The sequence below is a fragment of the Bradyrhizobium agreste genome (assembly GCF_016031625.1).
Lineage (GTDB): Bacteria > Pseudomonadota > Alphaproteobacteria > Rhizobiales > Xanthobacteraceae > Bradyrhizobium > Bradyrhizobium agreste.
In genome coordinates this window covers 1-26,495 of the sequence record NZ_JACCHP010000032.1, presented here as the reverse complement: position 1 = coordinate 26,495, position 26,495 = coordinate 1, and the positions used below count along the sequence as shown (strand labels likewise).

The 26,495-nt window shown below is 63.7% G+C and carries 18 protein-coding genes; 7 read left to right on the top strand and 11 right to left on the bottom strand.

The genetic code is table 11. The features are described 5' to 3' along the window. Nucleotides 1-6 precede the first annotated feature (6 nt). Genes HZZ13_RS33330 through HZZ13_RS33320 form a run of 3 tightly spaced genes read left to right on the top strand, consistent with a single transcriptional unit; the run spans nucleotide 7 to nucleotide 3,545 of the window. The gene (locus tag HZZ13_RS33330) at nucleotides 7-1,344 is read left to right on the top strand and encodes a hypothetical protein (RefSeq protein ID WP_197963684.1); all 1,338 of its coding nucleotides are present in this window, start codon (nucleotides 7-9) and stop codon (nucleotides 1,342-1,344) included. A 6-nt stretch (nucleotides 1,345-1,350) separates the two neighbouring features. After that, nucleotides 1,351-2,460: an acyltransferase family protein gene (locus tag HZZ13_RS33325; protein ID WP_246504669.1), complete on the top strand. Its 1,110-nt coding sequence runs from the start codon at nucleotides 1,351-1,353 to the stop codon at nucleotides 2,458-2,460. Beyond that, entirely contained in the window at nucleotides 2,457-3,545 is a 1,089-nt protein-coding gene (locus HZZ13_RS33320) for an acyltransferase family protein (protein ID WP_197963683.1), read from the top strand. The genes HZZ13_RS33325 and HZZ13_RS33320 overlap by 4 nt, the downstream gene beginning before the upstream one ends. Nucleotides 3,546-3,560: 15 nt before the next feature. Here the strand turns inward: HZZ13_RS33320 and HZZ13_RS33315 are convergent, their stop codons facing one another. Further along, entirely contained in the window at nucleotides 3,561-4,658 is a 1,098-nt protein-coding gene (locus HZZ13_RS33315; protein WP_311972871.1) for a glycosyltransferase family 4 protein, read from the bottom strand. Nucleotides 4,659-4,946: 288 nt separating this feature from the next. Between HZZ13_RS33315 and HZZ13_RS33310 the strand changes: the two genes are divergently transcribed. Further along, nucleotides 4,947-6,401 carry a lipopolysaccharide biosynthesis protein gene (locus HZZ13_RS33310; protein WP_197963681.1) on the top strand — a complete coding sequence of 485 codons (1,455 nt, stop codon included), beginning with the start codon at nucleotides 4,947-4,949 and terminating at the stop codon, nucleotides 6,399-6,401. Nucleotides 6,402-6,420: 19 nt separating this feature from the next. Then, nucleotides 6,421-7,782: a polysaccharide pyruvyl transferase family protein gene (locus tag HZZ13_RS33305; protein WP_197963680.1), complete on the top strand. Its 1,362-nt coding sequence runs from the start codon at nucleotides 6,421-6,423 to the stop codon at nucleotides 7,780-7,782. A gap of 127 nt (nucleotides 7,783-7,909) precedes the next feature. Here the strand turns inward: HZZ13_RS33305 and HZZ13_RS33300 are convergent, their stop codons facing one another. From HZZ13_RS33300 to HZZ13_RS33270, 7 genes are all read right to left on the bottom strand, one after another. Continuing rightward, nucleotides 7,910-9,031 carry an acyltransferase family protein gene (locus HZZ13_RS33300; protein ID WP_197963679.1) on the bottom strand — a complete coding sequence of 374 codons (1,122 nt, stop codon included), beginning with the start codon at nucleotides 9,029-9,031 and terminating at the stop codon, nucleotides 7,910-7,912. 232 nt (nucleotides 9,032-9,263) lie between these two features. Further along, nucleotides 9,264-13,172 carry an RHS repeat domain-containing protein gene (locus tag HZZ13_RS33295; protein WP_197963678.1) on the bottom strand — a complete coding sequence of 1,303 codons (3,909 nt, stop codon included), beginning with the start codon at nucleotides 13,170-13,172 and terminating at the stop codon, nucleotides 9,264-9,266. A 438-nt stretch (nucleotides 13,173-13,610) separates the two neighbouring features. Continuing rightward, complete coding sequence (locus tag HZZ13_RS33290; RefSeq protein ID WP_197963677.1) at nucleotides 13,611-15,002, bottom strand: hypothetical protein; 1,392 nt, start codon at nucleotides 15,000-15,002, stop codon at nucleotides 13,611-13,613. Beyond that, nucleotides 14,999-16,267, bottom strand: coding sequence for a glycosyltransferase family 4 protein (locus tag HZZ13_RS33285; RefSeq protein WP_197963676.1), 1,269 nt, complete (start codon nucleotides 16,265-16,267; stop codon nucleotides 14,999-15,001). Before HZZ13_RS33285 ends, HZZ13_RS33290 begins: the two co-directional genes overlap by 4 nt. A 31-nt stretch (nucleotides 16,268-16,298) precedes the next feature. Then, nucleotides 16,299-17,633 (bottom strand): glycoside hydrolase family protein, encoded by a 1,335-nt coding sequence (locus HZZ13_RS33280; RefSeq protein WP_197963675.1) that lies wholly within the window; start codon nucleotides 17,631-17,633, stop codon nucleotides 16,299-16,301. Nucleotides 17,634-17,732: 99 nt separating this feature from the next. Beyond that, nucleotides 17,733-18,872 (bottom strand): glycosyltransferase, encoded by a 1,140-nt coding sequence (locus tag HZZ13_RS33275; protein WP_197963674.1) that lies wholly within the window; start codon nucleotides 18,870-18,872, stop codon nucleotides 17,733-17,735. Nucleotides 18,873-19,126: 254 nt separating this feature from the next. Next, entirely contained in the window at nucleotides 19,127-20,230 is a 1,104-nt protein-coding gene (locus HZZ13_RS33270) for a glycosyltransferase family 4 protein (RefSeq protein WP_197963708.1), read from the bottom strand. Between the two features lie 180 nt (nucleotides 20,231-20,410). Between HZZ13_RS33270 and HZZ13_RS33265 the strand changes: the two genes are divergently transcribed. Next, nucleotides 20,411-21,298 (top strand): aldose 1-epimerase family protein, encoded by an 888-nt coding sequence (locus HZZ13_RS33265; protein WP_197963673.1) that lies wholly within the window; start codon nucleotides 20,411-20,413, stop codon nucleotides 21,296-21,298. 23 nt (nucleotides 21,299-21,321) lie between these two features. Here HZZ13_RS33265 and HZZ13_RS33260 read toward each other — a convergent pair whose 3' ends face one another. The 3 genes from HZZ13_RS33260 to HZZ13_RS33250 all read right to left on the bottom strand — a co-directional run bounded on the left by HZZ13_RS33260 (nucleotide 21,322) and on the right by HZZ13_RS33250 (nucleotide 24,246). After that, the gene (locus HZZ13_RS33260) at nucleotides 21,322-22,170 is read right to left on the bottom strand and encodes an MBL fold metallo-hydrolase (protein WP_197963672.1); all 849 of its coding nucleotides are present in this window, start codon (nucleotides 22,168-22,170) and stop codon (nucleotides 21,322-21,324) included. 136 nt (nucleotides 22,171-22,306) lie between these two features. Next, nucleotides 22,307-23,059: a transglycosylase SLT domain-containing protein gene (locus HZZ13_RS33255; RefSeq protein ID WP_197963671.1), complete on the bottom strand. Its 753-nt coding sequence runs from the start codon at nucleotides 23,057-23,059 to the stop codon at nucleotides 22,307-22,309. A 50-nt stretch (nucleotides 23,060-23,109) separates the two neighbouring features. After that, on the bottom strand, nucleotides 23,110-24,246 hold the full coding sequence (locus tag HZZ13_RS33250; RefSeq protein WP_197963670.1) for an alpha/beta hydrolase family protein: 1,137 nt from the start codon (nucleotides 24,244-24,246) through the stop codon (nucleotides 23,110-23,112). Between the two features lie 153 nt (nucleotides 24,247-24,399). Here HZZ13_RS33250 and pgm point away from each other — a divergent pair, with 153 nt between their 5' ends. Beyond that, a complete protein-coding gene (gene pgm, locus HZZ13_RS33245; RefSeq protein WP_197963669.1) occupies nucleotides 24,400-26,046 on the top strand; it encodes a phosphoglucomutase (alpha-D-glucose-1,6-bisphosphate-dependent) in 1,647 nt (548 codons plus the stop codon). Nucleotides 26,047-26,495: the final 449 nt, after the last annotated feature.

The following is a 26,495-nucleotide window of genomic DNA, read 5'->3' as shown; positions in this document are numbered from 1 at the left end:
CCGGACATGACCATTCTCGCGCTGAACCGGCCGAAAATGACGCTGATCAGCCTCAACATCGAGGCGATCGCGCTCGGCGTCTATCTGATCCGCGACGCCTTCGGCGGCGTGATCCGCTACTACACCAGCATCTACCACTTGAATCCGCTGTGGTATGTGCCCGACGGCGTTGCGCTTCTGTGTCTGGCCCAGTTCTTCGTGCATTGCATCCTGCGCAATCGTAGCACCCTGGCCCTGCTGGTGTTCGTGCAGATCATGCTGTCGCTCGTGCTCGGCTATTTCATGCTGGGTACGATGAACGCAGCGATCTCGGCCTTCAAGATGATGTTGCCGGTCTTCGTCGGCTTCTGCTTCTGCGATTCGAGCCTCGGCTCATACCGAAAGCTGCTTTCGGTGATCGCCGTGACCTTTTACCTGTCCATGATCGGCGTCTTGCTGACGAAATTCTACCTGATGCCTTGGGTCGGCTACAAATACGAATCCTTCGGCGCCGTACGCGAAGCCGGCCGGCTGTGGTGGGCCTATGGCGGCGACGACCAGCGCCTCATGGGCTTTGCGGCCGACAATACCATGGCTGCCTTCTTCATCCTGGTGTCGTTCGCAATCACCTCCATTCGCAAGAGTACGACGTGGTGCCTCCTGTTCGGCTCCATCGCGATCTATGCCATCAAGCTGACCACGAGCAAGACCACCATGATCGTCCTCGTGCTCTATTTGCTCTTGCTGGTGTTCGTGCGGATGCTGCCGGAAAAATCGCGCTTCCCCGCCATCCGGACCATCGCGCAGTGGTCTTTCGCCTCGATCTTCGCGCCGTTCTTCATGATCGTGATCGCTTCCGGCACCGCCGCCGTGCCGCACTCGACCTTGTTCAGCATTGTCGATCGCATCAACAACAGCTGGCAGAAGCCGTTCATCTACCTGAGCCAGCTCATGCCGGTCGGCCTGGTGACGGGCTGCGGCGCGGGTTGCTTCAACTATCCGCAGCAGCTGTTCTCGCCGCTCGCGCCATTTTGGGTGCCGGTCGACAATTTCTACATCGGGACGTACCTGATGTTCGGTCTTCCCTTCGTCGCGTTCATGGTGATGGTGTTCCGGGCAACATTCGGTGCGACCGACGTGTACAAGCTGACGCTGCTCTTCGTCGTCAACCTGTTCACGATCACGGTCTTGAACTACGGCCCGGCCTCCGGCCTCCTGATCATCGCATTGAGCTTTAGCGAAGTGTTCTCGCGGCGTGCGACCTCCGCACGTGGGGCCGACGCCGTGCCAATCGTCATGCGGCCGCCGATGCGGCCAGTGGATGGCTTCCGCCCGGATCTACCGGCGGCGAGCGGAAGCAGGTGAGAACGAATGATGCATAAACGGCTCGCATTCATCGACACGCTGCGCGGCATTGCCGTGTTGTCGGTCCTGGTCCAGCACGTATTCGAGGTGATCGTCGAGAAGCACCCGACGGGCGCCTATTACTGGCCGATCCACGACGTGTTCGGCTATTACATGAACTTCGGCCGGTTCGGCGTCGTCTTGTTCTTCTTCGTCAGCGGCTTCGTCATTCCGTTCAGCTTCCCGGACAGCGCCACGCCCGTGCGGGACTTTACCATCAGCCGCTTCTTCCGGCTCTATCCGGCCTACTGGACCTCGCTCGTCGTCGGACTCGTGACGATGCAGCTCTTGGACTCGAAAGTCTATCCGCTGGGGCAGGTCGCCGCCAACGTGACGATGTTGCAGACGTTCGTGAACGTCCCGAACCTCTGGGTGTTCTACTGGACGCTGGCGATCGAGCTCTTGTTCTACGTCGGATGTACGATCCTCTTTGCGATGGGGCTGCTGAACCAGCGCTTCACGGCGGTGACGATCGTCATCGCGGCGGCGCTGGTCGGAACCACCGCTGCGCTTCTGCTCGAGAGCAGGACCGTCTCCTCGGTGATGGAGGTCGGGTTGAACCTGTCGGCGATGTTCCTGGGCAAGATCATCCGCGACACCGTCATCGGCGGTAAGCTGCGATGGACCCATGTGACCGTCTGCACGCTGCTGTATGCGGTCTTCGCCGCAACCCTGGCCGATCGGCGTTTCGGTGGCGTGTATCACGAGAATTTCTTCTACAGCTACTCGATCGGATCGGCCTATGTCTGCGCCGCGCTGGTCTTCATCGCCTTTGCCGTGTTCGGTGAGCGAATGGCGTGGCGCCCGATGGCGTTCGTCGGCGTCATCAGCTATTCGGTCTACCTGATGTCGCCGTTCGTGATCGTCGCCGTCCATCGCCTCGTTTGGTTCGGCGACGGGCCGTTCGGATGGTCGCTTTTCATGGGCGTGATCCTGGCCTTGTCGATCCTGGTCAGCTGGATGACCTACGCCTTCGTCGAGAAGCCCTGCATTTCCTTCGGGCAGAGGTTCCGCTCGGCGCGACGGAAGCCGGTCGTACTCGAGCCCGCCCTCAGCACCCAGGGTGCCGCAGAGTGATCAAGACACCGCACCAGCCGGGCGCCGTCTATGACGGATCGTTCGTTCCGTCGGTTCAGGGCCTGCGCGGCATCGCGGCGCTGAGCGTGCTGATGGATCATTTCTACGACATGCCGAAGGGCGGCATGTACGACATCCCGGATCCCGGCTTCCTGCCGCCGCTTTGGTCCTGGCTGCAATCGGTGATCAATGTCGGCGGGCACGGCGTCGAGCTGTTCTTCATGATCAGCGGATTCCTGATCCCGGCGAGCCTGGTGCGGCACGGCTCGCTGTCGCGGTTCTTCTTCGATCGCGTCCTTCGGATCATGCCGGTCTTCGTCGTGCTGCATCTTGCGCTGTTCGCGATCGGTCCGATCGTGGCCTACAAGTTCTTCCGCGGCATCGATCTGAGCAGTTACCTCGCTATCTTTGCGGCCAATCTTTTCTTCGTGCAGGACGCGCTTGGCCTGCCCATCGCCCAGCAGAACGCCTGGACATTGACATATGAGTGGGCGTTCTACATCTGGTTTGCGCTGACGTTCTCGGTCTGGCGCGGCGGTGGCAGATTGCTGGCGGCGCCTTTGCTCCTGCTCGGCGTCGCCTGCCTGATGCACTGGCCGATCACCGCCTTCTTCTGCGTCGGCATGCTGTTCAGCGCCACAGGATTTCGTATCTCGATTCCGGGGCGCGCCGGCTTGCTCGCGGGCCTTGCTTGCGGGGCTGCGCTGTATGCCAGCCTGGTGCTGTTTCACCCCTTTGTCGGGCTCATTCCCGGATTTCTGCTGTTCGGCATGGTGCTCGCTCCTGACTCGGGCCTCGGCAAGGCGCTGAGCGCACCGGCGCTGCAATATGTCGGCAAGATCAGCTACAGCCTCTATCTCGTGCACCCGTTCGTGCTCTTCCCCTTGCAGGTGATCGGCCTGAAGCTGGTCGCCGTCGGTGTCGACCGCTGGTTGCTGTGGGCCGGCTTCATCGGGCTCGGGCTGGTGATGTCGCTGGTCGCAAGCGCGATCAGCTATGAGCTGATCGAGGTCAGGCTGCGGCGATTGCTGGACGGCGCGATCCGCGGCATGTTCTTCCGGCCGCAGATCGAGCAATCGGTTTGAGGGCGCCGGTCGCGCTCAGCTCACGGTGCGGCCGGCGAGCTTGTGATAGGACCCCAGCAGTCCGTCGGCGATGCGATCCCAGTTGAGGAGGCCGGCCGCAGTCTGGCGCGCGCCTTCGGTCAACGTCGCGGCCAGAGGTTTGGAGGTCAGCACGCGTTCGAGTGCGTCGGCCAATGCCGTGGCGTCGCCGGGTGGAACCAGCAGCCCGTTGACGCCATCCGTCACCACGTCGGGAATGCCGCCGGTCGCGCTGGCAACGACTGGCCGGGAATTGCCATAGGCGGATGCAAGCACGCCGCTCTGCGTCGCATCCTTGTAGGGCAGGGCAACCACGCTGGCGGACTGAAACAATCGGCCGGTATCCGCAGGCGAGATATAGGCGTTGATGGTCTTGACCGTCGGCATCGCCTCCATTCGCGCGCCGAGCCGTGTCATTTCGGGGCCGCGGCCGGCGACGATTGCTTCATGGGCCACCCCGCGCTTGGTCAACAAGTCGATCGCATCGATGAAGACGTCGAGACCCTTGTAAGCCCACATCCTCCCGAAAAACAGGATGCGTGCAGCTTCAGGCGCGGTGATCGCACCTCCGGCCGGCGGAACCATCAGCACGCCGTGCATGCTGGAGATCGTTTCGCCTTTGAAGTCGGGCGAGGCGCGGCGAAAATCGGCGATGCAGCTCTCGCCATGCGTGGTGACGACGGATGCTGCCGCGCGCATGCGACCCCGCCATGCATCTTCGCGCGCCGACGTGCCGGAGCCGCCTTCCGAATGCGGGATCGCATCGTGAACAGTCAACACCAGGGGAATGCCGAGCGGACGGAGAAACTGGATCAGCTTGGACGTGTAGATCTCCGGAACTTCGTGACAATGAATCACGTCCGGGCGAAACGAAATGATGTCCAGGAATGAGGCCGGGATACCGATCGCACCGCCGCGGCGCAGGCTCAAGTCGCGAATTCTCGTCTCGAACGGAGCCGTGACGGCAATATCGGCCAGTTCCCATTGCTGGTTGGCGTCTTTGCGGTTGAGCACCAGCCGGACATCGCAATGGCGGGCCAATCCGGACGCGAGACGATAGGAATATTCCGCAAAATGCGGTGCGTAGATGGCCACACGCAAGCGCCTGGAGCTGCGGAGAGAACGCTGAGCAGGCGGATTCATCAAGGCATCCATTTTGCATCACTTCGCAAAGTTGATCGGAGTGTAGTCCACGATTTGAACTCACTTCCACTCTAAATCGGAATCGTGACGGCACTCATCTGATTGCCATCACTCCGTCGTAATGTAGCGAGCTTTCAGTGCTCCGCCGTGATCGGAGATGGTGACGTCGCGGCAGCATCGCATGTCACGCGTCTAGCCTACGATTGTGGTCGGATCTGTCGGAATTGGGTCGAATTGTTGATGAACGTCACGGGCAAACAGCATCAGGTCGTGATTGCCTTGTTCTGGTCGCTTGCCCAGAATTGGGGCGGCCGGGCGCTGTCGTTCGTGCTGTTCCTGGTGCTGGCCCGGCTGCTCAATCCTGCGGATTTCGGCCTGGCTGCGCTCGTCGCGTTCATCCTGCTGCTTTTGAGTTCGGTCGCCGAGTTCGGCTTCGGTGATGCGTTGATCCAGCGGCGGACGCTCGAACCGGCCGATGTAACGCTGCCCTTCTTCTGCTCCTTTGCAGCGTCGACGATCCTGGCGATTCTGATTGCCGTCCTGGCGACGGATATCGAGCGCTGGTTCGACGTGAAGGGGCTCGCGCCGCTGCTCACCGCCGCCAGCCTGTCGCTTCCGATCGGCACCGCGACCCTGTTCCAGGAGGCGCTTTACAAGCGTCAGATGGATTTTCGCGTGCTCGCGGTCAGGACCATGGTGGCGACCGCTATCTCCGGTGTCGTGGGAATTGCCTGCGCCTATGCCGGGTTCGGTGCACTCAGCCTCGTGATCCAGGTGGTGGTTCAGAGCGCGGTCAGCGGCCTGTGGCTCTGGAGCCAGCCGCGCTGGCTGCCGATGCGCGGCTACGATGCCAGAAGCTTCCGCGAGCTTTCCGGCTATAGCGTCCATGTCGTGCTGAACCGGCTCTTGGATTTCGCCATCGTTCGCACCATCGACATGATCATCCTGACGCTTTATGGCGTTGCGGCCCTCGGCATCTACACGGTCGGTGCGCGGGTCTACATCATCCTGATGCAGCTGCTCACCCAGGCGGTGATGGACGTCGCGCTCAGTGCGCTGTCCAGGATCGCGCATGAACGCGACCGGATCGCCGGCGCCTATCTGCGCAGCGTCAGTCTCGGCGCGCTGGTCGGATCGCCCGTCTTCGTGCTGCTTGCGGCGATCGCGCCGGAGGTGTCCCTGCTGCTGTTCGGCGCGAAGTGGAGCGGCAGCGAAGCGGTGATGCGGCCGCTGATGCTCGTCGGCGCGATCCAGACGGTGCAATTCGTCAACAGCGCCTATTTCGGCGCGCTGGGCAAGCCGAACTACGTCTTTGCGCTGAACATCCTCAAGTTCTGCACGGTCGTGCCTGCGATGTTCCTGCTGCCCTCGCGCGACATTGGTCAGCTGGCGACGATCTTCGCGTTCGCGCAGCTCGTGGTGACCCCCGTGACCTTCGCGCTGGCGCTCCGGCTCTTGGGCTTGAGCTGGAGCCAGTTCCTGCGGCCCATTGCGGGCTGCCTGTGCGCCATCGTCCTCGCCTATGGCGCGGTCGTACTGTGCCGCGCGGCGACGCCGGACATCAACCCGTATTTGCGGATGGGGTTGCTGTCGTCATGTTTCGGCGCGACCTATCTGATGAGCATTCTGCTGTTCTGGCGGAAGCAGCTCTTCTCCCTGATCGATTTCGTCGTGAAGCGCGGTGTGACCGCCTGAGGAAGACGAGGAGGACGACGTGAAGCAATTGATCCCCGTACCCGTGCGCAGGCAGCTTCGAGGCTGGCTCAACAGCGCGAAGAATACGCCGTTCGCGGTCGATCTGCTCGAATTGCGCAGATGGCAGATCGCCCGGAAGGATGTCGGCGTCAACGCCGCTCCGCGCAACAATCCGCGCCGCCTCCTGGTGCTGCCCTCCGATCCCTGGAGCATTCATCAGTCGCGCGGCGACGAGGCCATGATCGAGGCGGCCGCCGGAGAGATGAAGCGGGCCTATCCGGACCTCGAGATCTACATCGTCACCGCCACCGCAGCGGCCAGCGCCGACGTTCGCGCCATGGGTTTCAAGCCGCTCGAACTCTGGAAGCAGCCGTTTTCCTATGAGACGGTCGCGCAGGAGCTCTCGATCACCCGTCCGGATTTCGGCGTCATCCTGGGCGCCGACGTGCTCGACGGCTATTATTCTCCGGTGGATGCCGCGCGCATGCTGCTCGTCGCCGACCTGATGGCGGCGTTCGGCGCCAAGGTCAGCGTGCTCGGCTTCAGCTTCAACTCCCGTCCCGCGAAAGCGCTGCGCGAAGTATTCCGGCTGATCGATCCCGGCGTGGTCCTCAATCTGCGCGATGCGATATCGCTTCGGCGGTTCGACGACTTCGCCCGGAAGCGCGCCCGGCTCGTGGCCGATGCCGCGTTCATGCTGACGCCGCGAGCAGACACCGACGCAGTGAAGGCGATCGCGACCACGATCGCGCGGCAGCGCGCGCAGGGTCGCAAGGTCTTTGTCTTCAACATCCACCCGATGCTGTTCAAGAAGCCGGAGCCGGCCAAGCTGCGGAAGATGATAGAGCTCGCGGCAGGCGCCATGGAGCGTCTGTCGCGGCAGCACAATGTCAGCTGGGTGCTGCTTGCACATGACTACCGCCCCGAGATCGCCGACGACAATTGCCTGCGGCCGCTGGCCGACCGGCTCAAGCCCACGCTCGGCGAGCACGTGCACCATGTCGAACAGACGCTGTCGGCGGGCGAGATCAAGGCCGTCGTCGGGCTGGTCGATGGCGTGATCACCGGCCGCATGCACCTCGCCATTGCGGCGCTCGGACAGGGAACGCCCGTCGCGGCGATCACCTACCAGGACAAGTTCCAGGGCCTGTTCGCGCATTTCGGTATCAGCGAGCAGCTACTGCTCTCGCCGGCCCAGTTCCTCAACGGCGACAGCTTCGAGCAGTTTGTGGCCCACTTCCTCGGTACCTACGAGGCTGCCGGCGACCAGGTCCGTCAGGCGCTGCCTGATGTCATGGAGCTGTCGCGGGCCAATATCGCACCGTTACTCGGCGATAGCGCAATCCGGATGGCACCGGAGGCCGGCGGCAAGGTGGCCTGAACGCCTCCTAAAGCGCGATGCGATCAGGATGAATTGTCATCGCGCTTTAGGTTTATTGTTTGAGCATGATCTTTTCGGAAAACCGCTACGCACTTTTCCGGATCATGCTCTTGTCATCGGCACGGCGTCAGTTGACCGCCCGCTCGGTGTTGTCGAAGCGCAGGGCCGGTTCGGCCGCCTGAGCCTTGCGCGGGGACGCGACGCCGATGTCGGCCCAGCGATTGATCAGGCGCCGCGCGGGATTCTCGAAATAGGCGTAGGTACGGTCCGCGATGACGGTGAGGACCACGCAGCATGCCAGGGCGAACAGGCCGAACTGATCCGGGCGCAGCTCGAGCCAGGTCCACAGCGGCTTGAACACGGCAATGAGGATGGCGTCGTGCAGCATGTAGATCGCGTATGAGGTGTTGCCGAGCCGTCCGAGCAGCCGCGCGCCGGGAAATTCCTTGAAGGCGCTTTCGCCGATTGCGGTGAGCAGGATGGCGCAGGAGAACAGCAGAATGGCCAAATCCGGCTTGGCAAAAACGTTGAGCACGAGCACGGAGAGGCCGAACACGGCGATGCCGGCGAACACCACCGGCTTCTGCCGGTAGGGGCCGGACATCCGGAACAGGATGGCGAGCAGGATGCCGTTCAGGAAGCTCGGCAACGCGCGCAGCATGCCGTAGTCGTAATTAGCGCCGTACATCTGCGATCGTTCCTGCCAGATCGGCAGATGGCCGTGGGCAAGGACCAGATAGAGCGCGGCCACGATGACGCCGAGTACGACCGGCTGGACCTTGCGCGCAAGCAGCATCAGGACCGGAAAGATCAGATAGCAGAAGAATTCCGCGCTGATCGACCATGACGGCGAGTTGAAGCTGAGATGGTCGGTGACGCCCCAGGCCTGGAGCAGCAGGAGGTTGTAGAGGAAGTCCAGCGAGGTCGACCGCGCCGTGCGCTCCATGCCGACGCCGATCAGCACCACGAAGATGAGCAGGCTCAGCAGGTGCAGCGGATAGATCCGCGCGATGCGCCGGATCATGAACCGGGAATAGGCCCTGAGGCCACGCGCGTCGGATGGATAGGAATAGGAGATCACGAAGCCGGACAGGATGAAGAACATGTCCACGAACAGGCCAAAGGACCCGTTCCAGGCCGGCGAGATGCCCGGGTCGATCATCTTGAGATGAAAGATGAAGACACCGAGGGCGGCAACGAAGCGATAAAAGTCGAGGACGACGAAACGTCTGGCTTCACTGGCTTCCATCGGGCCTCGGAGTCCTTGCACGGGTCGTCTGTCTTCTAGAGACGAATTGTGACGCAAGTTCGCAAGCGCAGCGCCGTCGCGGCGATCCATCCGAATTCATGCGGCCCATCCGATTGCGGATGGCTGCCGCCGCTGCTCATCATTGAGGCAGCCGCCCGACAAACGAACGGGGGCCGGGACATGGTCCCGGCCCCCGCGCTGTTGATGCCCGTTTGGGCAAATCGCGCCCTGCTCAGACGAACACGAAATCGTGGCTCGTCAGGTTCGAGACATAGACGTTCTTCAGCAGGATCGAGTCGCTGTCCGAGAACGTGATGAGCGCGTTCGTGCCGGACTGCGTCATTTGCAGGTGGCTGTAATCTGCGGCCAGAAGCTTCGAGATCTGGACCACGTCGTGGGTGGTGCCGTCGCCGGCCTGGAAGTTCAGGATCTGGTCCTGGCCGTGATCGTAGGCGATCGTGGTCGAGCTCGGCGCGGCCGAGAACACGTCGTTGCCGGACCCGCCCTGGATCGTCACGCCGGCAGCGACGGCCGTGACGTTGTGGGTGCCGTCGGTCTTGGTCTGATCGAAGAACTGCAGCGCGTTGGCGCTGTTGTAGTTCTCGTGCTGCGTCGTGCCGCTCTGTCCGTTGAAGTTGAACAGGAAAACGTCCTTGGTGCCGTCGGCGTTGTTGGCGATCTCCTGGGTCTTGACGCCGGCGCTGTTGTAGATGTCCGTCAGCTTGCTGCCGTCGTCGTGGATGACCTGGGTATAGTCCAGCGTGCCGTCGGCGTGGGTCCGGGTGAGCTCGACCAGCTTACCCGAAGCGTCGAGGTGCTGATGCTGTGTGGTGTAGGACTGCCCGGTGACGTTGTAGTTCCAGTTGTCGGACGTGCCGTCGGCATTCTTGATGTAGGCGGCGGTCTTCACGCCGGCGGTGTAGACCGTCGTGGAGCTGTAACCGTCGCTCTTGGTCGTGACCTCGCTGGTGATGAGGCCGTTGGCGTCGTACCAGTCCGATGTCTTGGTGCCGTCCGCGCTCTGCACCAGCGTGAAGGCCAGGCTGTTGTCGGCGTGGGTACGCACGATGTTGGTGAGAAAGCCGGTCGTATCGTAGGTGTCGTGCTCGTTGGTGTAGTTCTGGCCGACGACGTTGAATTGGAACACGTCCTTCGATCCATCGGCGTGATAGTCGGTCTCGGTCTTCTTGACGCCTGATGCATCGTAGTTGGTGACGACGCTGCTGCCGTCGCTGTTGATCACCTGGGTGTAGTCGAGCGAGTTGTCGGCATGCCAGCGGATCACCTCCGTTGTCCGGCCGGCCGGATCGAGGTGCTGGTACTGCGTCGTATAGCTCTGGCCGGTGATGTTGTAGCTGTAATTGTCGTGGCTCATGTCGGCGTTGGTGATGTAGGCCGCGGTCTTCACGCCATTGGTGTAGACCGTGGTCGAGCTGTAGCCGCTCGCCTTCTCCAGCACCTCGCTGGTGAGCACGCCGTTTGCGTCGTACCAGTCCGTCGTCTTGGTCCCGTCGCTGCTTTGCACCAGCTTGAACGCCATGCTGCCGTCGGCGTGCTTGCGGATCAGCGTGGTGAGGAAGCCGGTCGCGTCGTAGATGTCGTGCTCGGTGGTGTAGTTCTGGCCGGTGATGTTGAAGAGGAAGATGTCCTTGCTGCCGTCGGCGTGCAAGTCGGCTTCCTTGATCCGCGTTCCCGCCGCATCGTAATTGGTGACGACGCTGCTGCCGTCGGCGTTGATGACCTGCGTATAGTCGAGCGTGCCGTCGGCATGCTTGCGGGTCACCGCCGTGATCTTGCCGGACGGATCGACGTGCTGGATCAGGGTCGTGTAGCTCTGGCCGGTGATGCCGAAGGCGTAATTGTCCTGGCTGCCGTCGGCATTCTTGACATAGGTGTTGGTCTTGACACCGTTGCTGTAGGTCGTCGTCGAGGTGGTGCCGTCCGCCTTCTGCACGACCTCGCTGGTGAGGCTGCCGGCGGCGTTGTACCAATCGGTCGTCTTGGTTCCATCGGGCGCCTGAACCAGCTTGAAGGCGAGGGTGCCGTCGCTGTGCAGGCGCGTCAGGTTGGTGAGGAAACCGGTCGAGCTGTAGACGTCGTGCTCGGTCGTGTAGTTCTGGCCCGTGATATTGTAGGTCCAGACGTCCTTGCTGTGATCGGCATGATAGGTGGTCTGCACCAGCTTGACGCCGGTGGCGCTGTAGGTGGTGATCACGCTGCTGCCGTCGCTGTTGTAGACCTGGGTCGAGTCCAGCGAGCCGTCGGCATGGCTGCGGGTCACCGAGGTGACCTTCCCGGAGGCATCGAGGTGCTGCACCTGCGTGGTGAAGCTCTTGCCCGTGATGCCGTAGGTGTAGTTGTCCTGCGAGCCGTCGGCGTTCTTGACGTAGGCGGCGGTCTTCACGCCGTTCGTGTAGAGCGTGGTGGAATAGTAGCCGTCGGGCTTCTGCACGACCTCGCTCAGCAGCGTGCCCGCCGTGTTGTACGTATCGGTGGTCCGGGTCGCATCGGTGCCGATATGCACGAATTTCGTCATCACACCGTTGGTGTAGCTGATCAGGTCCTTCGAGCCGTCGGTGTAGGCGACGGTGGTCGAGGTCGGCTGCCCGCTCGAATTCAGGCCGGTGTCGGCCTTCGACAGCAGCGTTCCGCTGGCGTTGTAGGTCTTCGTGCTGCTCCAGGTCGCGGCCGCATTCGTCACCGAGAACGAGTATCCGCCCTGGATCTTGGAGAGCGCATTGTCGTAATGGGAGATGATGTAGTCCATGGTCGCCTTCGAGGCGACCGGCAGGACATGCGAGTCGGTCAGTGTGATGGTCTGTAGCGCGGTCGACTTGCTGAGGTCGGACAGTTGCGGCACGATCTCGGCCGCCGTGCCGCTGACGCTGGTCCGCGTGTCCGGCGGCGGCGTCGTCGTCGCAGGCGCGTCGATCTCGATGATCAGCGGGTGATCGCTGACCGGGATCGTGATCGAGCTGACGTCGGTGTAGCTGGCGATCGCGGTGGTGCCGGTCAGCGTGTCGTACACCTTCACGGTATGGTGGACGGAGCCGAGGTTCACTGTGACCGTCTGGGCCGCATTGGACAGCTCGGTATCGGTGGCGTCGTTCCAGAGCTTCGGTTCGGCCCAGACGACGAGCTCGTAGGCGCCATTGCTCTTGCCGAGCACCATGCTGTTGCCGGTGGCCGGCATGTTGCTCAACGTGTAGTTCAATGGGTCAGTCGGCTGCAGGCCGCCCTTGCCGTCGTCGGCCAGAATGGTCGTCAGGTTGTGAATCGCCGTCGCGGCGAGCTTGGGCGTGCCGTCGGAATTGAACAATCCGAAGTTCGCCTCCGGATTGGTGTTGGCGGCCGAGGAGTCGCGGTCGAACAGCTCGTAGAGATAAGTCGCGCTGACGCCGGCCTTGTAGGCGTCGACCAGCGTGTTCAGGATCGATTTGGCCTGCACCGTCTCGTTGACGCCGAGATATTGGGTGTTGGCCTGCGTGGTGTAGCCGGTCTCGGTGATGACGACGGGCTTTCCCGGTGCCGCGCTCATGACGGCGCTGAGCGTTGCCGCGATGGAGCTGCCGGTGGTCAGGCTGGTGCTGACATAGGCGTGGGCGTTGGCATAGTCGACCGAGCCCGACATGTTGCCGAGCTGGCTGTAACCTTGCGGATCGTTGTAGGCCAATGACAGATTGTAGACGGGGATGCTGGCGAGCGCGGCGTTGGAATTGACGGCCTGATAGAGCGCGCTCTGAAACTGAGCCGCGGCCGAGAGGCTGGAACTGCCATTGTAGCTGAAGGGCTGGTGATTGGCCTCGTTGAGGCCCTCGATGGCGCTGATGCTGCCCGCGTGGGTCGTCGCGAACTTCTGCAGCGAGGCGATGTAGTTCTGCAGCCCGACTGTGCCCGTCTGCGGCAAAGCGGACGAGACCAGGAAGTCGAACTTGTAACCGGCAGCGGCGAGACCCTCGACCACCGGTTGCGCAGCCGGGCTGGTTCCCATCGCGTCGCGGAGATGGGTCACGCCGAGATATTTGAGGTCATCGGCCATCAGCGCGAGATTGTTGTAGCCGGTCCACCCGAAGCCGGCATGCGTGTTGACGCCGATGGAGTTGATGAAGCCGCTGGCAGATAGGATGGTTTGATCGGACATTGCACACTCGAATTTCAGCGCGAACGAAATTGCTCGCAGGGGATTTGCGTTCAACCTTCTCTGTCGAGTGTGAATTTCAGATAAAAACCGGAGCTACAAATGCGAGCGAAATGCTGTTCCTTGTGGAGGAACAGTTCGACTCGCGTTGCAGCGGAATGTTCGATGCGATGCCCGTGCAGCGTGGCGTCAGGAAGGCGATTTGAAGATTTTCGCGATCTGCGTTGCTGAATATATGCGCATAAGGTGCGAGATCATCGGATTGCACAGCGAGCCGGCAGTCATGCCGCTTTCATGCGCGAGTAAGGTGATGGATTTGAGCGCGGTGGTTGTGTCCGTATTTTCACGGAGATTGGTCGCTCGGCTTGCCGGGAAGGGCTGACGGTTCCGCGCAGGAACAGGATCGCTATCGGGCGGGCAAGAAACGATGCGAGCGTCGAATTAGCCGCGGCGGGCCAGCATCAGAAAGTCGCCGCGCCATCCGACGATCGCCGTTGCGAGCGCGGCGATCACGATCTTGCCGGCGAGCCAGGCCGCGGGCTCGGTCGGCATCGCGCCGAGCGATCCGATAAGGATCGCGGCTACCATCGCCTGCGCGACCAGGGGCCAGCGCGGGAATGCCTCGAACCGCAGCGTCGGGCCGAGCGCGACCACGATCGTCACGAGCGTGGCGAGGCAAGCGCAGCCGACCGCCTGTCGCGGCGACAGGCCGACCCACGCGGCGGCCAGCGCGACGGCAGCGACGATCGCGAGCTGGCCGGCTGCAACGACCACGAGCCTCGTCGCGAGCTTCTCCAGGTGCGGAACGACCGCGACGGTCGCCTGGAGATGCGTGTGCAGGAAATAGAAGACGGCCACAACAGGCGCCGTCGTCAGGAAGCCGTCAAGGCTGTCCCGCGGCACCAGGATCCGGGCTGCGTCCGGAATGAAGCCGATGAGACCGCCGAGCAGCACGAGGGTCGTGCAGACCATGAACTCGAACATCCGCCGCGCCGATTGGACCGACTTCATGACGGTTCCGTGTTCGAAATCCTTCACGACATCGGGATAGCTCACCGTGTGGATCGCTGCATTGAGGACCCAGAACGGGCGTTGCAGCAGATCGAGCGCGATCGAAAATCCGGCGCCGGCGCCCGTCGCGCCCAGCCGGCCGATGATGATGAAGCGGAGCAGCACCGGCACCGACAGATGGATGACGGACGCACCTGCCGCCAGCATGCCGTAGCGGGAGAAATCCTTCCAGTCGGCCAGCATCGTCCGCAGCGGAACGCGCTCCAGTGGGGTGCGATAGGCCACCAGCCCAACGAGCAGGCCCAGTGCGTGGCCCGCACTGACACCGAGCATCGCCGCTTCCGCCGTTCCCCAAATCGCCGCCCCTGCGGCGGCCCCGGTCAGAAGAGCGGTCGCGCGAAACGCCAGAAGAGAGGAGGCGATACCCAGCCGGTCGGACAGGCGGACCGACAGCAAATAGAGATCGGTCAGACCCTGCAGCACCGATATGCCGAGGCCCAGCGCGATGATCCCGGCCGGGAGCACGCTGGCCAGAGATGCGCAGCTGCCGACCACGACGAGCGCGCCCGCGCTCGACAGGCCTGCCGCAAAGAGCGACCACCTCAGCCGCGCCGCCTGGTTCTCCCCGGCTGCCGCCAGAAAACGCAATCCGGCGAGCTGCAGCCACTCGAACATCAGGACGCAGAGCAATTGGCTCGAAGCCAGTGCCAACGAGAAATTGGTGTAGTCGGCGGCGGGCAACAGATGACTGAGCGCGAAGATCAGGACGATCGCCGCGGCACTCTGATAGACGTAGCCCGCCATCGCGAAGAGGCGTGTCATCTCGGAATGAGGCGCTCCTTGCCGACGGCCCGTGGCGCTTCAGTCTTTGCCACGCGCACGCGCGACATTCGCTGCCCACGCAATTGCTCATACAGATTCTTGTAGGATGACAGCACGTCGGCAAATATCCATTTGCTGGTATCGGCAATCAGCCGCCGGCTGATCTCGTCGATCTTGTGCGGATCGGACGCGACTGCGAGCATGCTGTCGGCCAGGGATTGCGGATCGGCCTCGGTCAGCCAGCCCGTCACGCCATGCTCGATCACCTCGGGCATGCCGCCGAAGCGCGTTCCGAGCAGCGGCCTGCCGGCCGCCTTGGCATCTGCGACGACGAGCGGACCGGGGTCGTGCCAAATGGATGGCGCGACCACCACGTCGACCTGCTGGTAGAAATCGTCCGGCGCCACGAAGCCCATGAACTCGATGCGCGCATGCGGCGCGAGGCCCTTGAGGCGGCGCTGCTCCTCCTCGCTGACCCGGCCGGCGATCATCATCCGGATGCGGTCGGGGGGCAGCATGGCAAGGGCATGCATCAGGTTGTCGATGCCCTTCTCCTCAGTGAGCCGGCCGATGAACCCGAACGTCACTTCCGTGGTGCAGACCGGGCGAGGGTAGGGCTCACGCGGCGGCTCGGTCGAGGCGTTGCGGATCACGGTGCGGATCGGCGTCTCCGCGAACATGCCGATGTCGGTGTGAATCGACAGCACGCGCTCGCTCACGCCGACCACGGCGCTCAGCCAATGCGTCGCCCGCTTGCGATGGAAGGTCAGGATCCCGCAGCTCGTGCAGGTGTGCTCGCAGGAGCGTCCCTTGTCGAAGCGCGAGCAGCGCGGGCAGGTCAGATAATAGTCGTGAAGCGTATGCAGCACCGGGACGCCGAGCTGGGCGGCAACGCGCCAGATCGCGGTGGTGAGACCCGACAAATTATTGGAGTGCAGCACGTCCGGCTTGAAGGCCCGGATGCGTTCCGCGATCAGCGGCGCCTGCATCTGCCAGTCGTCGACCGCATGCCAGATGCTGCGCAGCGCGACGTTCTTCTGCTCGGTGAAGGGCAGATAGATGTTCTGTACTGGCGCGGAATAGACGTTGATGCCGTTGCAGCTTTCGCGCTCCTGCCCATGGGCCGATGCGGCCCGGATCACCTCGACCTCGTCTCCGCGCTGCACCAGGCCTTCGGCGAAGCGCCGTGCGAAGATCTCTGCGCCGCCGACGATCTTCGGAGCCTGAGGCGTCGGATAAAGCGTGGACGTCAAAAGAACTTTCATCGCGTAACCTCATGTTTTACAAAAATCGCGCTTACCGCGCCGGCCTTATCTCCAGGACGGGCATCGCACCGTTGCTCGCTGCAATGAGAACCGGCGTGCTCGAAACCGGAATCCAGGCACCGGACGCCGGTCTTGCGGCCGAGTCGCACGGCATCGCAAACGTTGCGCCGTCCTGATCGCCCTTGATCCGGATCTCGTAACGCCGGTCGGGAGTCTCGGACCAGACCGCAACTCTGCCGCCGGACGTCGTTGTTGCAGCGATCGACACGACGCCACTGGCGAGCTCGCGTCGCTCGGCGCTCAGGCTGGATCGGATGAAAGCCCAGGCGCTCTGGACCGCACAGGCCACGGGCTTGGGCGAATTGTCGAAACGGTAGAGACCGAAATTGTGCTCCAGCTCCGACGGATTCTGCCCGCTGTCCTTGAGCTCGTAGAGCCAGATGCCTTTGAGCCAGCGCGCCGCGGTCGCCGCCCACAGGATGAGCTGCGCGCTATTGTCGGCCTGGGCCTGCTCGCTGACGCCGCATTTGTTGCTGGCCGTGGTCCAGCCGGTCTCGGTGACATAAACCGGGAAGTCGGGGTTTCCACTGGCTTGGCCGACGAGCCGGTGAAACGCCGTGAGCCGCTCGATGATCTCGGCCGAGGTCCGTTTGCTCGGGCCCATGCAGAAATTGTAGAGATGGATCGAAGCGCCGTCGGCATACTGCAGAATGCCGGTCCGCAGCATCTTCTCCGTCCATGTCCAGCCCAGGTCGTCGCCGAGGGCGCCGACCAGGAACGGCGCATTCGGCGCAGCGCGCTTGACCGCAGGTCGTGCGACTTGTGCCAGCGCCAGATAATTTTCCGGCGAGAACGCGGCATCCTTCTTTGCCGCCAGGTTCCACTCGTTCCAGAGCTCGAACAGGGGATGCTGCGCCACCACGGATTGCGCCGCCGCTGCCGCATAGTCGGCGAACCGCTGCCGCGCCTCATTGGTCGTCGGCGGCGAGGAATTCGGAACGAGATGATGGCCGAAGGCGAGGATCAGCAGCGGGCGTGCAATGCCGGACCTGACCTGCGCCTCGAGCCGGCCCAGTCTGGGCGTGAAGCCCATCCGGCGCCCTGCCGTTTCGAAATCGGACCAGGGGAAATCGTCGCGGAAGGCGTTGAGGCCGAGTTGCTTGATCTGGGCGATGTTCTCGGCAGGCACGTATCCCCGCGCGCTCACCGGCCCGCCCAGCCCCTGGTGGGTGCCGACACCGAGCAGGAATCGGGCGTCGAGCGGTTGCGCGTGCTGAGCGCAGGCGGGCACCGACAAAACGATGGCCGAGATGAGGCCCGCGAGGCGAAGGGCATTGTCGCGAAGCAACGTGCGTGGGCGTGTCATGTTTAGATCATGCTCACGCGCGAAGCAGGGGCGGTGACATTCGAGAGCATCGCCATCGCGATCTCCCGCATCTGCGAGGGCAAGCGAGCATGTCGATCATCAGAAATTCTTGGAGAGATCCGACTGCAGCCCCGCCTTTGCTTCGACGGGCGTCTGGTCGTCCTGAAGCAGCTCGACATAGACCTGCTGCAATTGTGCATGCGTCTTCTCGACGTCATAGAGCTGCTTGAAACGGTCGTAGCCGCGCTGTCCCAGCACCTTGAGGTCGAGATCGAGCGCTCGACGGAAGCCGTCGACGAGCGGCTGCACCGCGACCGGCTCGCAAAGCACGCCGGTGACGCCGTCGACGACGATCTCGGGCAAGGCGCCGCTGCGGAATGCCAGGATGGGTTTGGCCGCGCGCATCGCTTCCAGGGCAACGAGGCCGAAGGCTTCCCATCGTGACGGAATCACGACGAGGTCGGCGGCCTCGAGCTGGGTCTCGATGGTCGGCCGGTCCAGCCAGCCCAGCAGGGACACGTTGGACGGCACCGTCGGGCCTTCATACTTGTTGACCACGGAGGCGCCGATCATGCGGATGTCGAGGACGTCCTCGAGCGCGCTCGCCGCCTCGATCAGGAGATCGAAGCCCTTCTGCCGATCCAAGCGTCCGATGAACAGCACCTTGACCTTCTTGGAGGTCCAGTCCGCCGAGACCGGCTGGGGCGTGCGGCTCTTCGAGATGCCGTTGTGGACCACGGTGAGGCGGTCGGCAGGAATTCCCGCACGCACCGCCTCGCTATACTCGTCGCCGGAGATGCAGATGATTCGGTCCGACGTGCGCGCAAGCAGGTTCTCCGCCGCCTTCGTCAGTACGTGACTGAGGCGCCCGGTCTCGCGCGAAAACGCCCAGCCGTGCGGACAGTACACGACTCGCGGCCCGCCCGAGCGGGCGGCCAGCGCGGGCCGGAGCACGAGCCCTGCAAACGAGGAATGCAGGTGCACCACGTCCGGTCTGAAGGCATCCAGCGCTTGCATGCTGGCACGTAGCATCTGGAATAGGCCGGCGATGCTGCGGCCGGATCGCTCGAATGTCGTAATCTGGTTGTCATCGATCGCGCCGAGGTCGTCCCGATGATCCGACGGCACGACATAATGCACGTTCTCGGCACCGAAGCTGGCCTGCTGCTGCGGATGCAACTCGTTCAGATAGCTCGCGATCCCGCCACGGATCGTTTCGGCGATGTGCAGCACTTTCATCGTTTGCCTTGCGTAGGGCCGCGTTGGAGAGCCGGACATCGAGTATCCCTGTTCTGTGTTCGCTAGTGCGAAACACAGTTCCTCGAATACGTAGCGATAATGGGGCAGCGATGTGGTGATGTTGCGCCAAGGCGCGCGTGCTTGCGATCATCGCAAGAACGACGAAGAAGTTTCATGGAACCGTGCCGAGAGCCGCGAGTTGCAAATCGTTTGTGCAAAAACCATTGCGCGCGATAGGCGAACCGCGCCGCGTTTCACGCAGCGCTGGCGACGCTCGCCGGCGCTGCGAGGTGATCGAGCAACGCCTTCGCCGATTTCTTCCACGAATAGAATGCAAGGCGATCCTGTTGCCGTCTGCGTTCCTGGTCCGAGATCGCGCCGATTGCCAGTCTTTCGAGCATGAGCTGCTTCAGCGCTTCGGCATCCGTGGCGCTAAAATACTCAGCCGCGTCGCCGCACGTCTCCACGACGGCGTCGGCCCTCGAGGCGATCACCGGGCAGCCAAAGATCATGGCTTCGAGTGGCGGCACGCCGAACCCCTCGTAGAGCGAGGGAAACACGAAGGCCAATGCATGCGCATAGAGAGCGGCAATCTCGCTGTCGGTCAGGCGGCCGGCCAGCAGCAGGCCGGAAGCCCCTTCGCCCGAATTATCCTGAAAGATCTTGCTGTTGTCGCCGCCGACGATGACCAGGGGAACGTCGGGCCGATCGAGCAACTGGATGGCGCGGATGGCGACGGACAGATTCTTGTTCTTGGTCTTCGAGCCCACGAAGAGGAAGAACTTCTGCGGCTGAACGCCAAGTCGGGCCAGAATGCCGGAATCGGGCTTCGTGGCTGCGAAGTGTTCGGCACTGTTGGGGAAGATCGGAATGCGCGATGCCGAGAGATTCAGCACGTCTGCAAGCTCCTTGCGGGAAAATCCCGACACCGTTGCGATGCTTGCGTGCCGGGCGAGCATCCGACCCATCGTGCGATGGACGGTCAGATAGCGCCAATTGAAGAAGTCGGGCCTGCGAAAGACCTGGGCATCGTGTATCACGACAATATGGTCGCGATGGAAGACGGGTCCGGAATTGGCCAGGCTGATCAAGCGGCCTCCGGCGGCGGCGCGGGCGAGATCGATTTGATCCCACGCGTGCCCATGCAACCGGCCGACAGGGCGAATCTTGATCCGGTCGAGATCAAGTACCTCGCTTGCATCCGCAGGCTTCAACAATTGCCAGTCTGCGTTGCGCAGCGAGGCCGGAATCTGCTCCGATGCGAGCAGCAGGTCGATCGCCTTGACCATTTCAGCGGCATAACGCTGCACGCCCGTGAGCTTTTGCGACAGAAAGCGGCCGTTGATGAACAATTTCAATTGACTACCACGATGGTTCATGGAGTTCCGGCCGGGTTCGCGGGGAGCTCGCGGTGGAGGAGCCGCACGTGAGCAATCGTTAGGTACAGAAATATGACGCAGCTCGGCATGGCTCGGAGGCGCCGCCTGCATGGCCGGCGCCGCCTTGCTGCGTGCGAGGCCGCGGTGTAGAGGTCGGCCATGACCGACGACACCCACTCCTTTCGCAGCGGCTCGCTCAGCGCGACTGTCAAGGCGCACGGCGCCGAGCTTTGCTCGCTGAAGGGCGGGGACACCGAATTCCTTTGGCAGGCCGGGCCGGAATGGCCGCGTCACGCGCCGCTGCTGTTTCCGATCGTCGGGCGCCTTGCCAGTGACGAATTGCGGCACCAGGGCAAGACGTACCGAATGACGCAGCACGGCTTTGCCCGCGACAGCCGCTTTGTGTGGGCAGAGCGCAGCGAGAGCCGCTGCACCCTGGTGCTCGACGACAACGAGACGACGCGCGCGCTTTATCCGTTCCCGTTTCGGCTGACGGCGGCCTACGCGATCGATGAGTCCGGCCTCGATCTGACGCTCACGATCGCCAACACCGGCAAGGAGACGTTGCCGGCGTCGCTCGGCGGCCATCCCGCCTTCAACTGGCCGCTGCAGCCCGGCGCCGCAAAGGAGAGCTATGCGCTGACCTTCGCGAGCGCAGAGCCGGCTCCGATCCGTCGTCTCGAGGCTGGATTGCTGCGGCAGGCAGCGGAGCCGAGCCCGGTCAAAGGCACCTCGCTTCCTTTATCGGACTCCCTGTTCGTCGATGACGCCATCATCTTCGACCGCATCGAGAGCCGTTCGGTCCGCTATGAAGCGGCGGGCGATGCATCGACCGGGCCATGGCTGAAGATGTCCTGGCGCGGATTTCGCGAGCTCGGCGTCTGGTCGAAACCATCAGGCGCGCCGTTCCTCTGCATCGAGCCCTGGCGCGGCTATGCAAGTCCCGCCGGCTTCCAAGGCGAGTTCACCGGCAAGCCGGGGCTGATGCACATCGCAGCCGGCGCGGAAGAGCAATTGTCGTTCCGCATCGAGGTCGGATCCTTCTGAGGCGGCGAGCTGATCGATGATGCTCAGACCTCAATGCGCGTGAGATCCTCGCCGAGCACGACCGGTCCTGCGTAGTCCCGCCTGACATCATCGAGCAATGCGGTCAGCATCGCATCGTCGGTGCGCGGACGGTGATGGGTCAGCGCGAGCTTCTTGACGCCGGCTTTGGCCGCGATCTTGCCGACAGTGTCGCCGCAGGCGATCGTGTATTTCGCAAGCCGGCGCAAATGCTCGTTGTTGATCTCTGGCGTGGCGAGGAAGCAGCACTGCACCAGCAGGTCGGCTCCCTCAGCGAGCCGCTCGAGCCCGGGGCAAGGGACGGTGTCGCCGGAAATAGCAATGACCTTGCCTTCCGCTTCGAAGCGGTAGCCGATACACATCCAGCGCGCCAGGAAGGCCGGCGGCATGTCGAGACCATCGCCATGCGAGACCAGCTCTGCGCTGATCTTCCAGCGGCCGGTGTCGAGAACGGGACCCGGCACGATGTCCTTTGCGGCGACAGGCTTCCAGCCGCCGAAGCTGGGCTCGCCCTTGTCCCGCCAAATGATGTCCTTGTCGTAGACCTGCGTGATCAGCGTGTTGACGAGCCGCTCGGTGTCCGGCGGTCCATAGATGCGGAGCTCGTCCTTGCGCCCGTGCATCCATGAATTCAGCATCACGTCGTAGAGGTCGCCGATGTGGTCGAAGTGATGGTGGGTGAGAAAGACCGTGTTGATGCCGCCGAGCGGCACACCGGCCTTGCTGAGCTGCACCACGACGCCGCGGCCGGCGTCGAACAGGATGTTCTCGTCGCCGAGCCTGATCAGCGTGGTCGTCGCCATGCGACGCGGGTCCGGGCGCGGACCGCCGGTGCCGAGCAGTATGACCTCCATGCGCCACCTCCGAATGCAAACCTTTGGACGCACAGTAGATGTGAAGCTCACGGGGGAGCAAGCCGCAGCGGGGTGCCTGGATCCAAGCTTTCGGGAGCCGGCGCATCCGATGGCGAAGGGTCCCGCAACATCGTGGTCAGCGCGATGCGACGCGCTTCCAGCGTGCTTCGATGCGCGCCTTGATCTGGCTGACCCTCGCCTCGTGGGCGGCCCAATAGGCCCGGCTGGCGGCCGCGGTGCCTTGACGATAGCGGGCATAGACCGCTTTGGGCTGCACCGGCACCTTCGGGCGGCTCGCCGGTGTTACGGGCGCAGCAATCGCAACCGCGGGTGCCGGATCCGGAGCAGCCGCAGCTTCGCGTTCTCCCGGCATCGCGCTCATCGCGATAAGCCGGTTGCGGGCCCGGTTGCAATAGACCTGTGAACGCGCGGTCATCTCCTCTTCGCCATGACCCGCCCGGTATTTCATCAGGGCGCGGCAGAGGTCCCCGCCCGAAAGCCGCCAGGCCTGGCTGAGATAAAGCACGCCGTAATGGATGTTGACGTCGGGTTCGGCCAGCTCCGCATTGCTTCCGCGGAAGCCCAGCATCGCCGCCGTCTCGGGGCGCACCTGCATCAGGCCGATTTCGCCCGCGCTGCCGATGACCAACGGGTTATAGCCGCTTTCGACGAAGACGACCGCCTCGGCGATATCGGCCGGCAGATTGGTGCTCTTGGTTTCCCGCTCGATGATCTTCCGGATCATCGCCCGCGACGACGGCGTTTCGCCGGCGCCGAGTTCGCTGCTGCCGTCGCCCGCATGGGCGCCGATCGGCGCCGACACGAGCAGGGCGACCGCAACGTGCCTCCACGTCGCGCCGAGAATGAAGCGTGCCCGATCCCAAAGCATGGGCTTCTCATAGAGCGCCGGAGTTAACAAACCGGCCTCTGGCGGGTGTGTCACTGTCGGGCGCGGGCGCTCTGGTCGGTGGATCTGGCCTGCGACGGCTCCGCCAGCTGGTCATCGACCGCATAGAGCGTGCAGCTGGGCGACCATTTCATGCAGGCCGCCAGCGAGTCGCGCCTCGCCTCCTCAGCCGTGGCGCGGCCGGTGCGCCAGCCGTAACCGCCGTTCGGCGACACCGCAAAGGCCTTGTGCGGCAGCAGGCTGGCGAGATAGCGCGCGAACTCGGCCCGTGCGGTCTCGTTGAGCATGGGCGGTGGCGGCAGCGGATCGGGCAGGCTCAGGAGTTCACGGCCGAGCCCGCGCTCGCGCAGGAAGGCGTCGAGATACGGCGTCCATTGCGGCCGGCCCGCGACCGAATAGAGATAATGGCCGTCGTCGCCGTAAGCCGGCGCCGCGATGAATGTCGCGTTGCCGCCGGTGCTGCGAAACCCCTCATGAAGGCGGCGCGCGAGGGCGGGGTCGAAGTATGAATCGTTGCTCGCATAGACCCACAGCATCGGCACGCGCGAGGTCTTGCCGAAGAAGGCGAAAGCCTGCACCAGCCCATCCGGATTGCAGACGTCGTCAACGTCGCGCGAGCCGCGGCCGCCGGCGAAGCTGATCGCGGCGACGAGACCGGGCGGGGCCTGCGCGCTCAGCGCGACCGTTGCGAGCCCGCCGGCGGAATGCCCGGCCGCGATCATGCCAGACGTCGTCACGTCGGCCCGGTGCGCCATCGCATCGATCGCGGCGCGCAGGTCCGCCACTGCGACCGCGCTCGCCGGCAGGTAGATTGCATGGGCACAGCTGCCGGCGCTGTCCACGAGTCCGCCGGGCGAAGTACCGTAGCCCCGCCGCATCACCACCAGCGCGGCAAAGCCGCGCCGGGCATATTCCAGCGCGATGCCGTAGTATTTGTGCGCTGACATCTCCGCGCGGTCTGCGAGCTTGCGCGGCGAGCCGTGGCTGAGCAGCGCCAACGGATAGCGCTTCGTCCCCGCCGGGCGCACCAGGAACGCCTCCAGCCCCTGCGGTCCGGCCTCCGCCATCGGGATGCGCAGGTCCTCGATGTAGAACTCCGCGGCGCGCGCGGGTGCGCCGGCCAGGATCAGGCCGGCGATCAGCACGAGCAGCTTGCGAGAGGGGATCATGAGGCGATTCGAACGGGCGATGCTGCCGAGCATAGCACGAACACCACTTTCGCTTCCCCAGGAACGCCTTCCCCCTCGCGCGTGTTGAGCCCTTGGCGGGGGCTTGGCCGATGCTATGGTGTCCCGCACTCACGACAGGACGAGGATATTCCAGTGGCTGATGTTCATCCCGCGGCGGGCAAGCAGGCCTCGCCGGACGCGCTCACCAATATTCCGCGGCTGGTGACGGCCTATTTCGCTGGCAAGCCGGATGCGTCCGATCCGGCAGAGCGCGTGGCCTTTGGCACGTCGGGCCATCGCGGCACCTCGTTCAAGAACACGTTCAACGAAGGCCACATCCTCGCGACCACGCAGGCGATTTGTGATTACCGGAAGGAGAAGGGCCTGACCGGCCCGCTCTTCATCGGCATCGACACCCATGCGCTGGCCGAGCCGGCGCTTACAAGCGCCATCGAGGTGTTCGCCGCCAACGGCGTCGAGGTCATGATCGACAAGGACGGCGGCTACACGCCGACGCCGGTCGTCTCGCATGCGATCCTCACCTACAACAAGGGCCGCAGCAGCGGCCTCGCCGACGGCGTCGTCATCACACCCTCGCATAATCCGCCCGAGGACGGCGGCTACAAATACAATCCGCCCCACGGCGGCCCGGCCGATACGGATGTGACGGGCGTCGTCGAGAAGCTCGCCAATGCCTATCTCGCAGGCGACCTCGAGGACGTGAAGCGCATCGACTATGCCAAGGCGCGCAAGGCCGCGAATGTTCACGCCTACGACTTCGTCACGCCCTACGTCGCCGATCTCGGCCATGTCGTCGATCTCGACCTCGTCAAATCCGCCGGCGTCAAGATCGGCATCGATCCGCTCGGCGGCGCCGCCGTCCATTACTGGCATCCGATCATCGAGCGCTATGGCCTGAGCGCCAATGTCGTGAACGAGGCGATCGACCCGACCTTCCGTTTCATGACGGTGGACTGGGACGGCAAGATCCGCATGGACTGCTCCTCGCCTTACGCGATGGCGAGCCTGATCGGCATGCGCGACCGCTTCGACGTCGCCTTTGCCAACGACACCGACGCCGACCGCCACGGCATCGTCACGCGCTCCGGCGGGTTGATGAATCCGAACCATTACCTCGCGACCACGATCTTCTACCTGTTCGCGCACCGCCCGGACTGGGGCAAGGATGCCGCGATCGGCAAGACCGTGGTGTCGAGCTCGATCATCGACCGCGTCGCCAAAAAGCTCGGCCGCAAGCTGGTGGAGACGCCGGTCGGCTTCAAATGGTTCGTCGATGGCTTGCTCACCGGCGGCTTCGGCTTCGGCGGCGAGGAGAGTGCAGGGGCCTCGTTCCTGCGCCGCGACGGCGCGGTGTGGACCACCGACAAGGACGGAATCATCCTCGGCCTGCTCGCTGCCGAGATCATGGCCAGGACTGGCCGCGATCCCAGCCAGATCTTCAATGAGCTCACTGCCGAGTTCGGCATGCCGCATTACGCGCGCATCGATGTCGCTGCCACGGGGCCGCAGAAGGCCATCCTGAAATCCGTCACGCCGGAGCAGCTCGGCCTGAAGGACCTCGCCGGCGATCCCGTTCGCGCGACGCTGAGCAAGGCGCCCGGCAACGGCCAGCCCTTCGGCGGCATCAAGGTGGAAACCGATTTCGGCTGGTTCGCCGCGCGGCCGTCCGGCACCGAGGACGTCTACAAGATCTACGCCGAAAGCTTCCGCAGCCCCGAGCACCTGAAACGGATTCAGGAGGAAGCCCAGGCGGGGTTGGCCAAGGTGTTCGCGAGTTAAAGCCAACGCTGGCCTGGAGGGGGAGGGTCGATCGCGCGCCAGCCCGAGCGGGGTGGGGTGATTTCTCCACACGGAGACTGCCCGTGTGGAGAGATCACCCCACCCCGCTCCGCATTCCGCTGCGCTTCATGCGAAGCGACCCTCCCCCTCCAGGGCTACGGCATTCACACATCGAAGTTGAAGACGGGCAGAATGTCTGATTCCGTGTTGTTCTCATTGTCGAGGAGGATGGCATGGAGCTTGGACTGGGACGGTTTGGCGACCGTCGCCTGGAAAAAGGGGGGCCTTTCTCCTGGGCCGGCTGGTCGCGTCGGGCGGCCGAAAGCTGCGGGTGCGTCGATTGGGCGGCAATCGGGCGGGAGAGATTCGCCTGACCCGGCTATTGCGTAACGAGGCGTTCACCTGCGAGGAGATGCTGGCGGAGGCGGCCAGACGGACCTCGGAACGTT

Bases quoted from the DNA above. Each gene is read 5' to 3' on its own strand.
- HZZ13_RS33290 (WP_197963677.1), bottom strand. From the start codon at position 15,002: ATGACACGCCTCTTCGCGATGGCGGGCTACGTCTATCAGAGTGCCGCG.
- HZZ13_RS33300 (WP_197963679.1), bottom strand. From the start codon at position 9,031: ATGGAAGCCAGTGAAGCCAGACGTTTCGTCGTCCTCGACTTTTATCGC.
- HZZ13_RS33295 (WP_197963678.1), bottom strand. From the start codon at position 13,172: ATGTCCGATCAAACCATCCTATCTGCCAGCGGCTTCATCAACTCCATC.
- HZZ13_RS33285 (WP_197963676.1), bottom strand. From the start codon at position 16,267: ATGAAAGTTCTTTTGACGTCCACGCTTTATCCGACGCCTCAGGCTCCG.
- HZZ13_RS33280 (WP_197963675.1), bottom strand. From the start codon at position 17,633: ATGACACGCCCACGCACGTTGCTTCGCGACAATGCCCTTCGCCTCGCG.
- HZZ13_RS33275 (WP_197963674.1), bottom strand. From the start codon at position 18,872: ATGAAAGTGCTGCACATCGCCGAAACGATCCGTGGCGGGATCGCGAGC.
- HZZ13_RS33310 (WP_197963681.1), top strand. From the start codon at position 4,947: ATGAACGTCACGGGCAAACAGCATCAGGTCGTGATTGCCTTGTTCTGG.
- HZZ13_RS33325 (WP_246504669.1), top strand. From the start codon at position 1,351: ATGATGCATAAACGGCTCGCATTCATCGACACGCTGCGCGGCATTGCC.
- HZZ13_RS33330 (WP_197963684.1), top strand. From the start codon at position 7: ATGACCATTCTCGCGCTGAACCGGCCGAAAATGACGCTGATCAGCCTC.
- HZZ13_RS33250 (WP_197963670.1), bottom strand. From the start codon at position 24,246: ATGATCCCCTCTCGCAAGCTGCTCGTGCTGATCGCCGGCCTGATCCTG.
- HZZ13_RS33255 (WP_197963671.1), bottom strand. From the start codon at position 23,059: ATGCTTTGGGATCGGGCACGCTTCATTCTCGGCGCGACGTGGAGGCAC.
- HZZ13_RS33260 (WP_197963672.1), bottom strand. From the start codon at position 22,170: ATGGAGGTCATACTGCTCGGCACCGGCGGTCCGCGCCCGGACCCGCGT.
- HZZ13_RS33265 (WP_197963673.1), top strand. From the start codon at position 20,411: ATGACCGACGACACCCACTCCTTTCGCAGCGGCTCGCTCAGCGCGACT.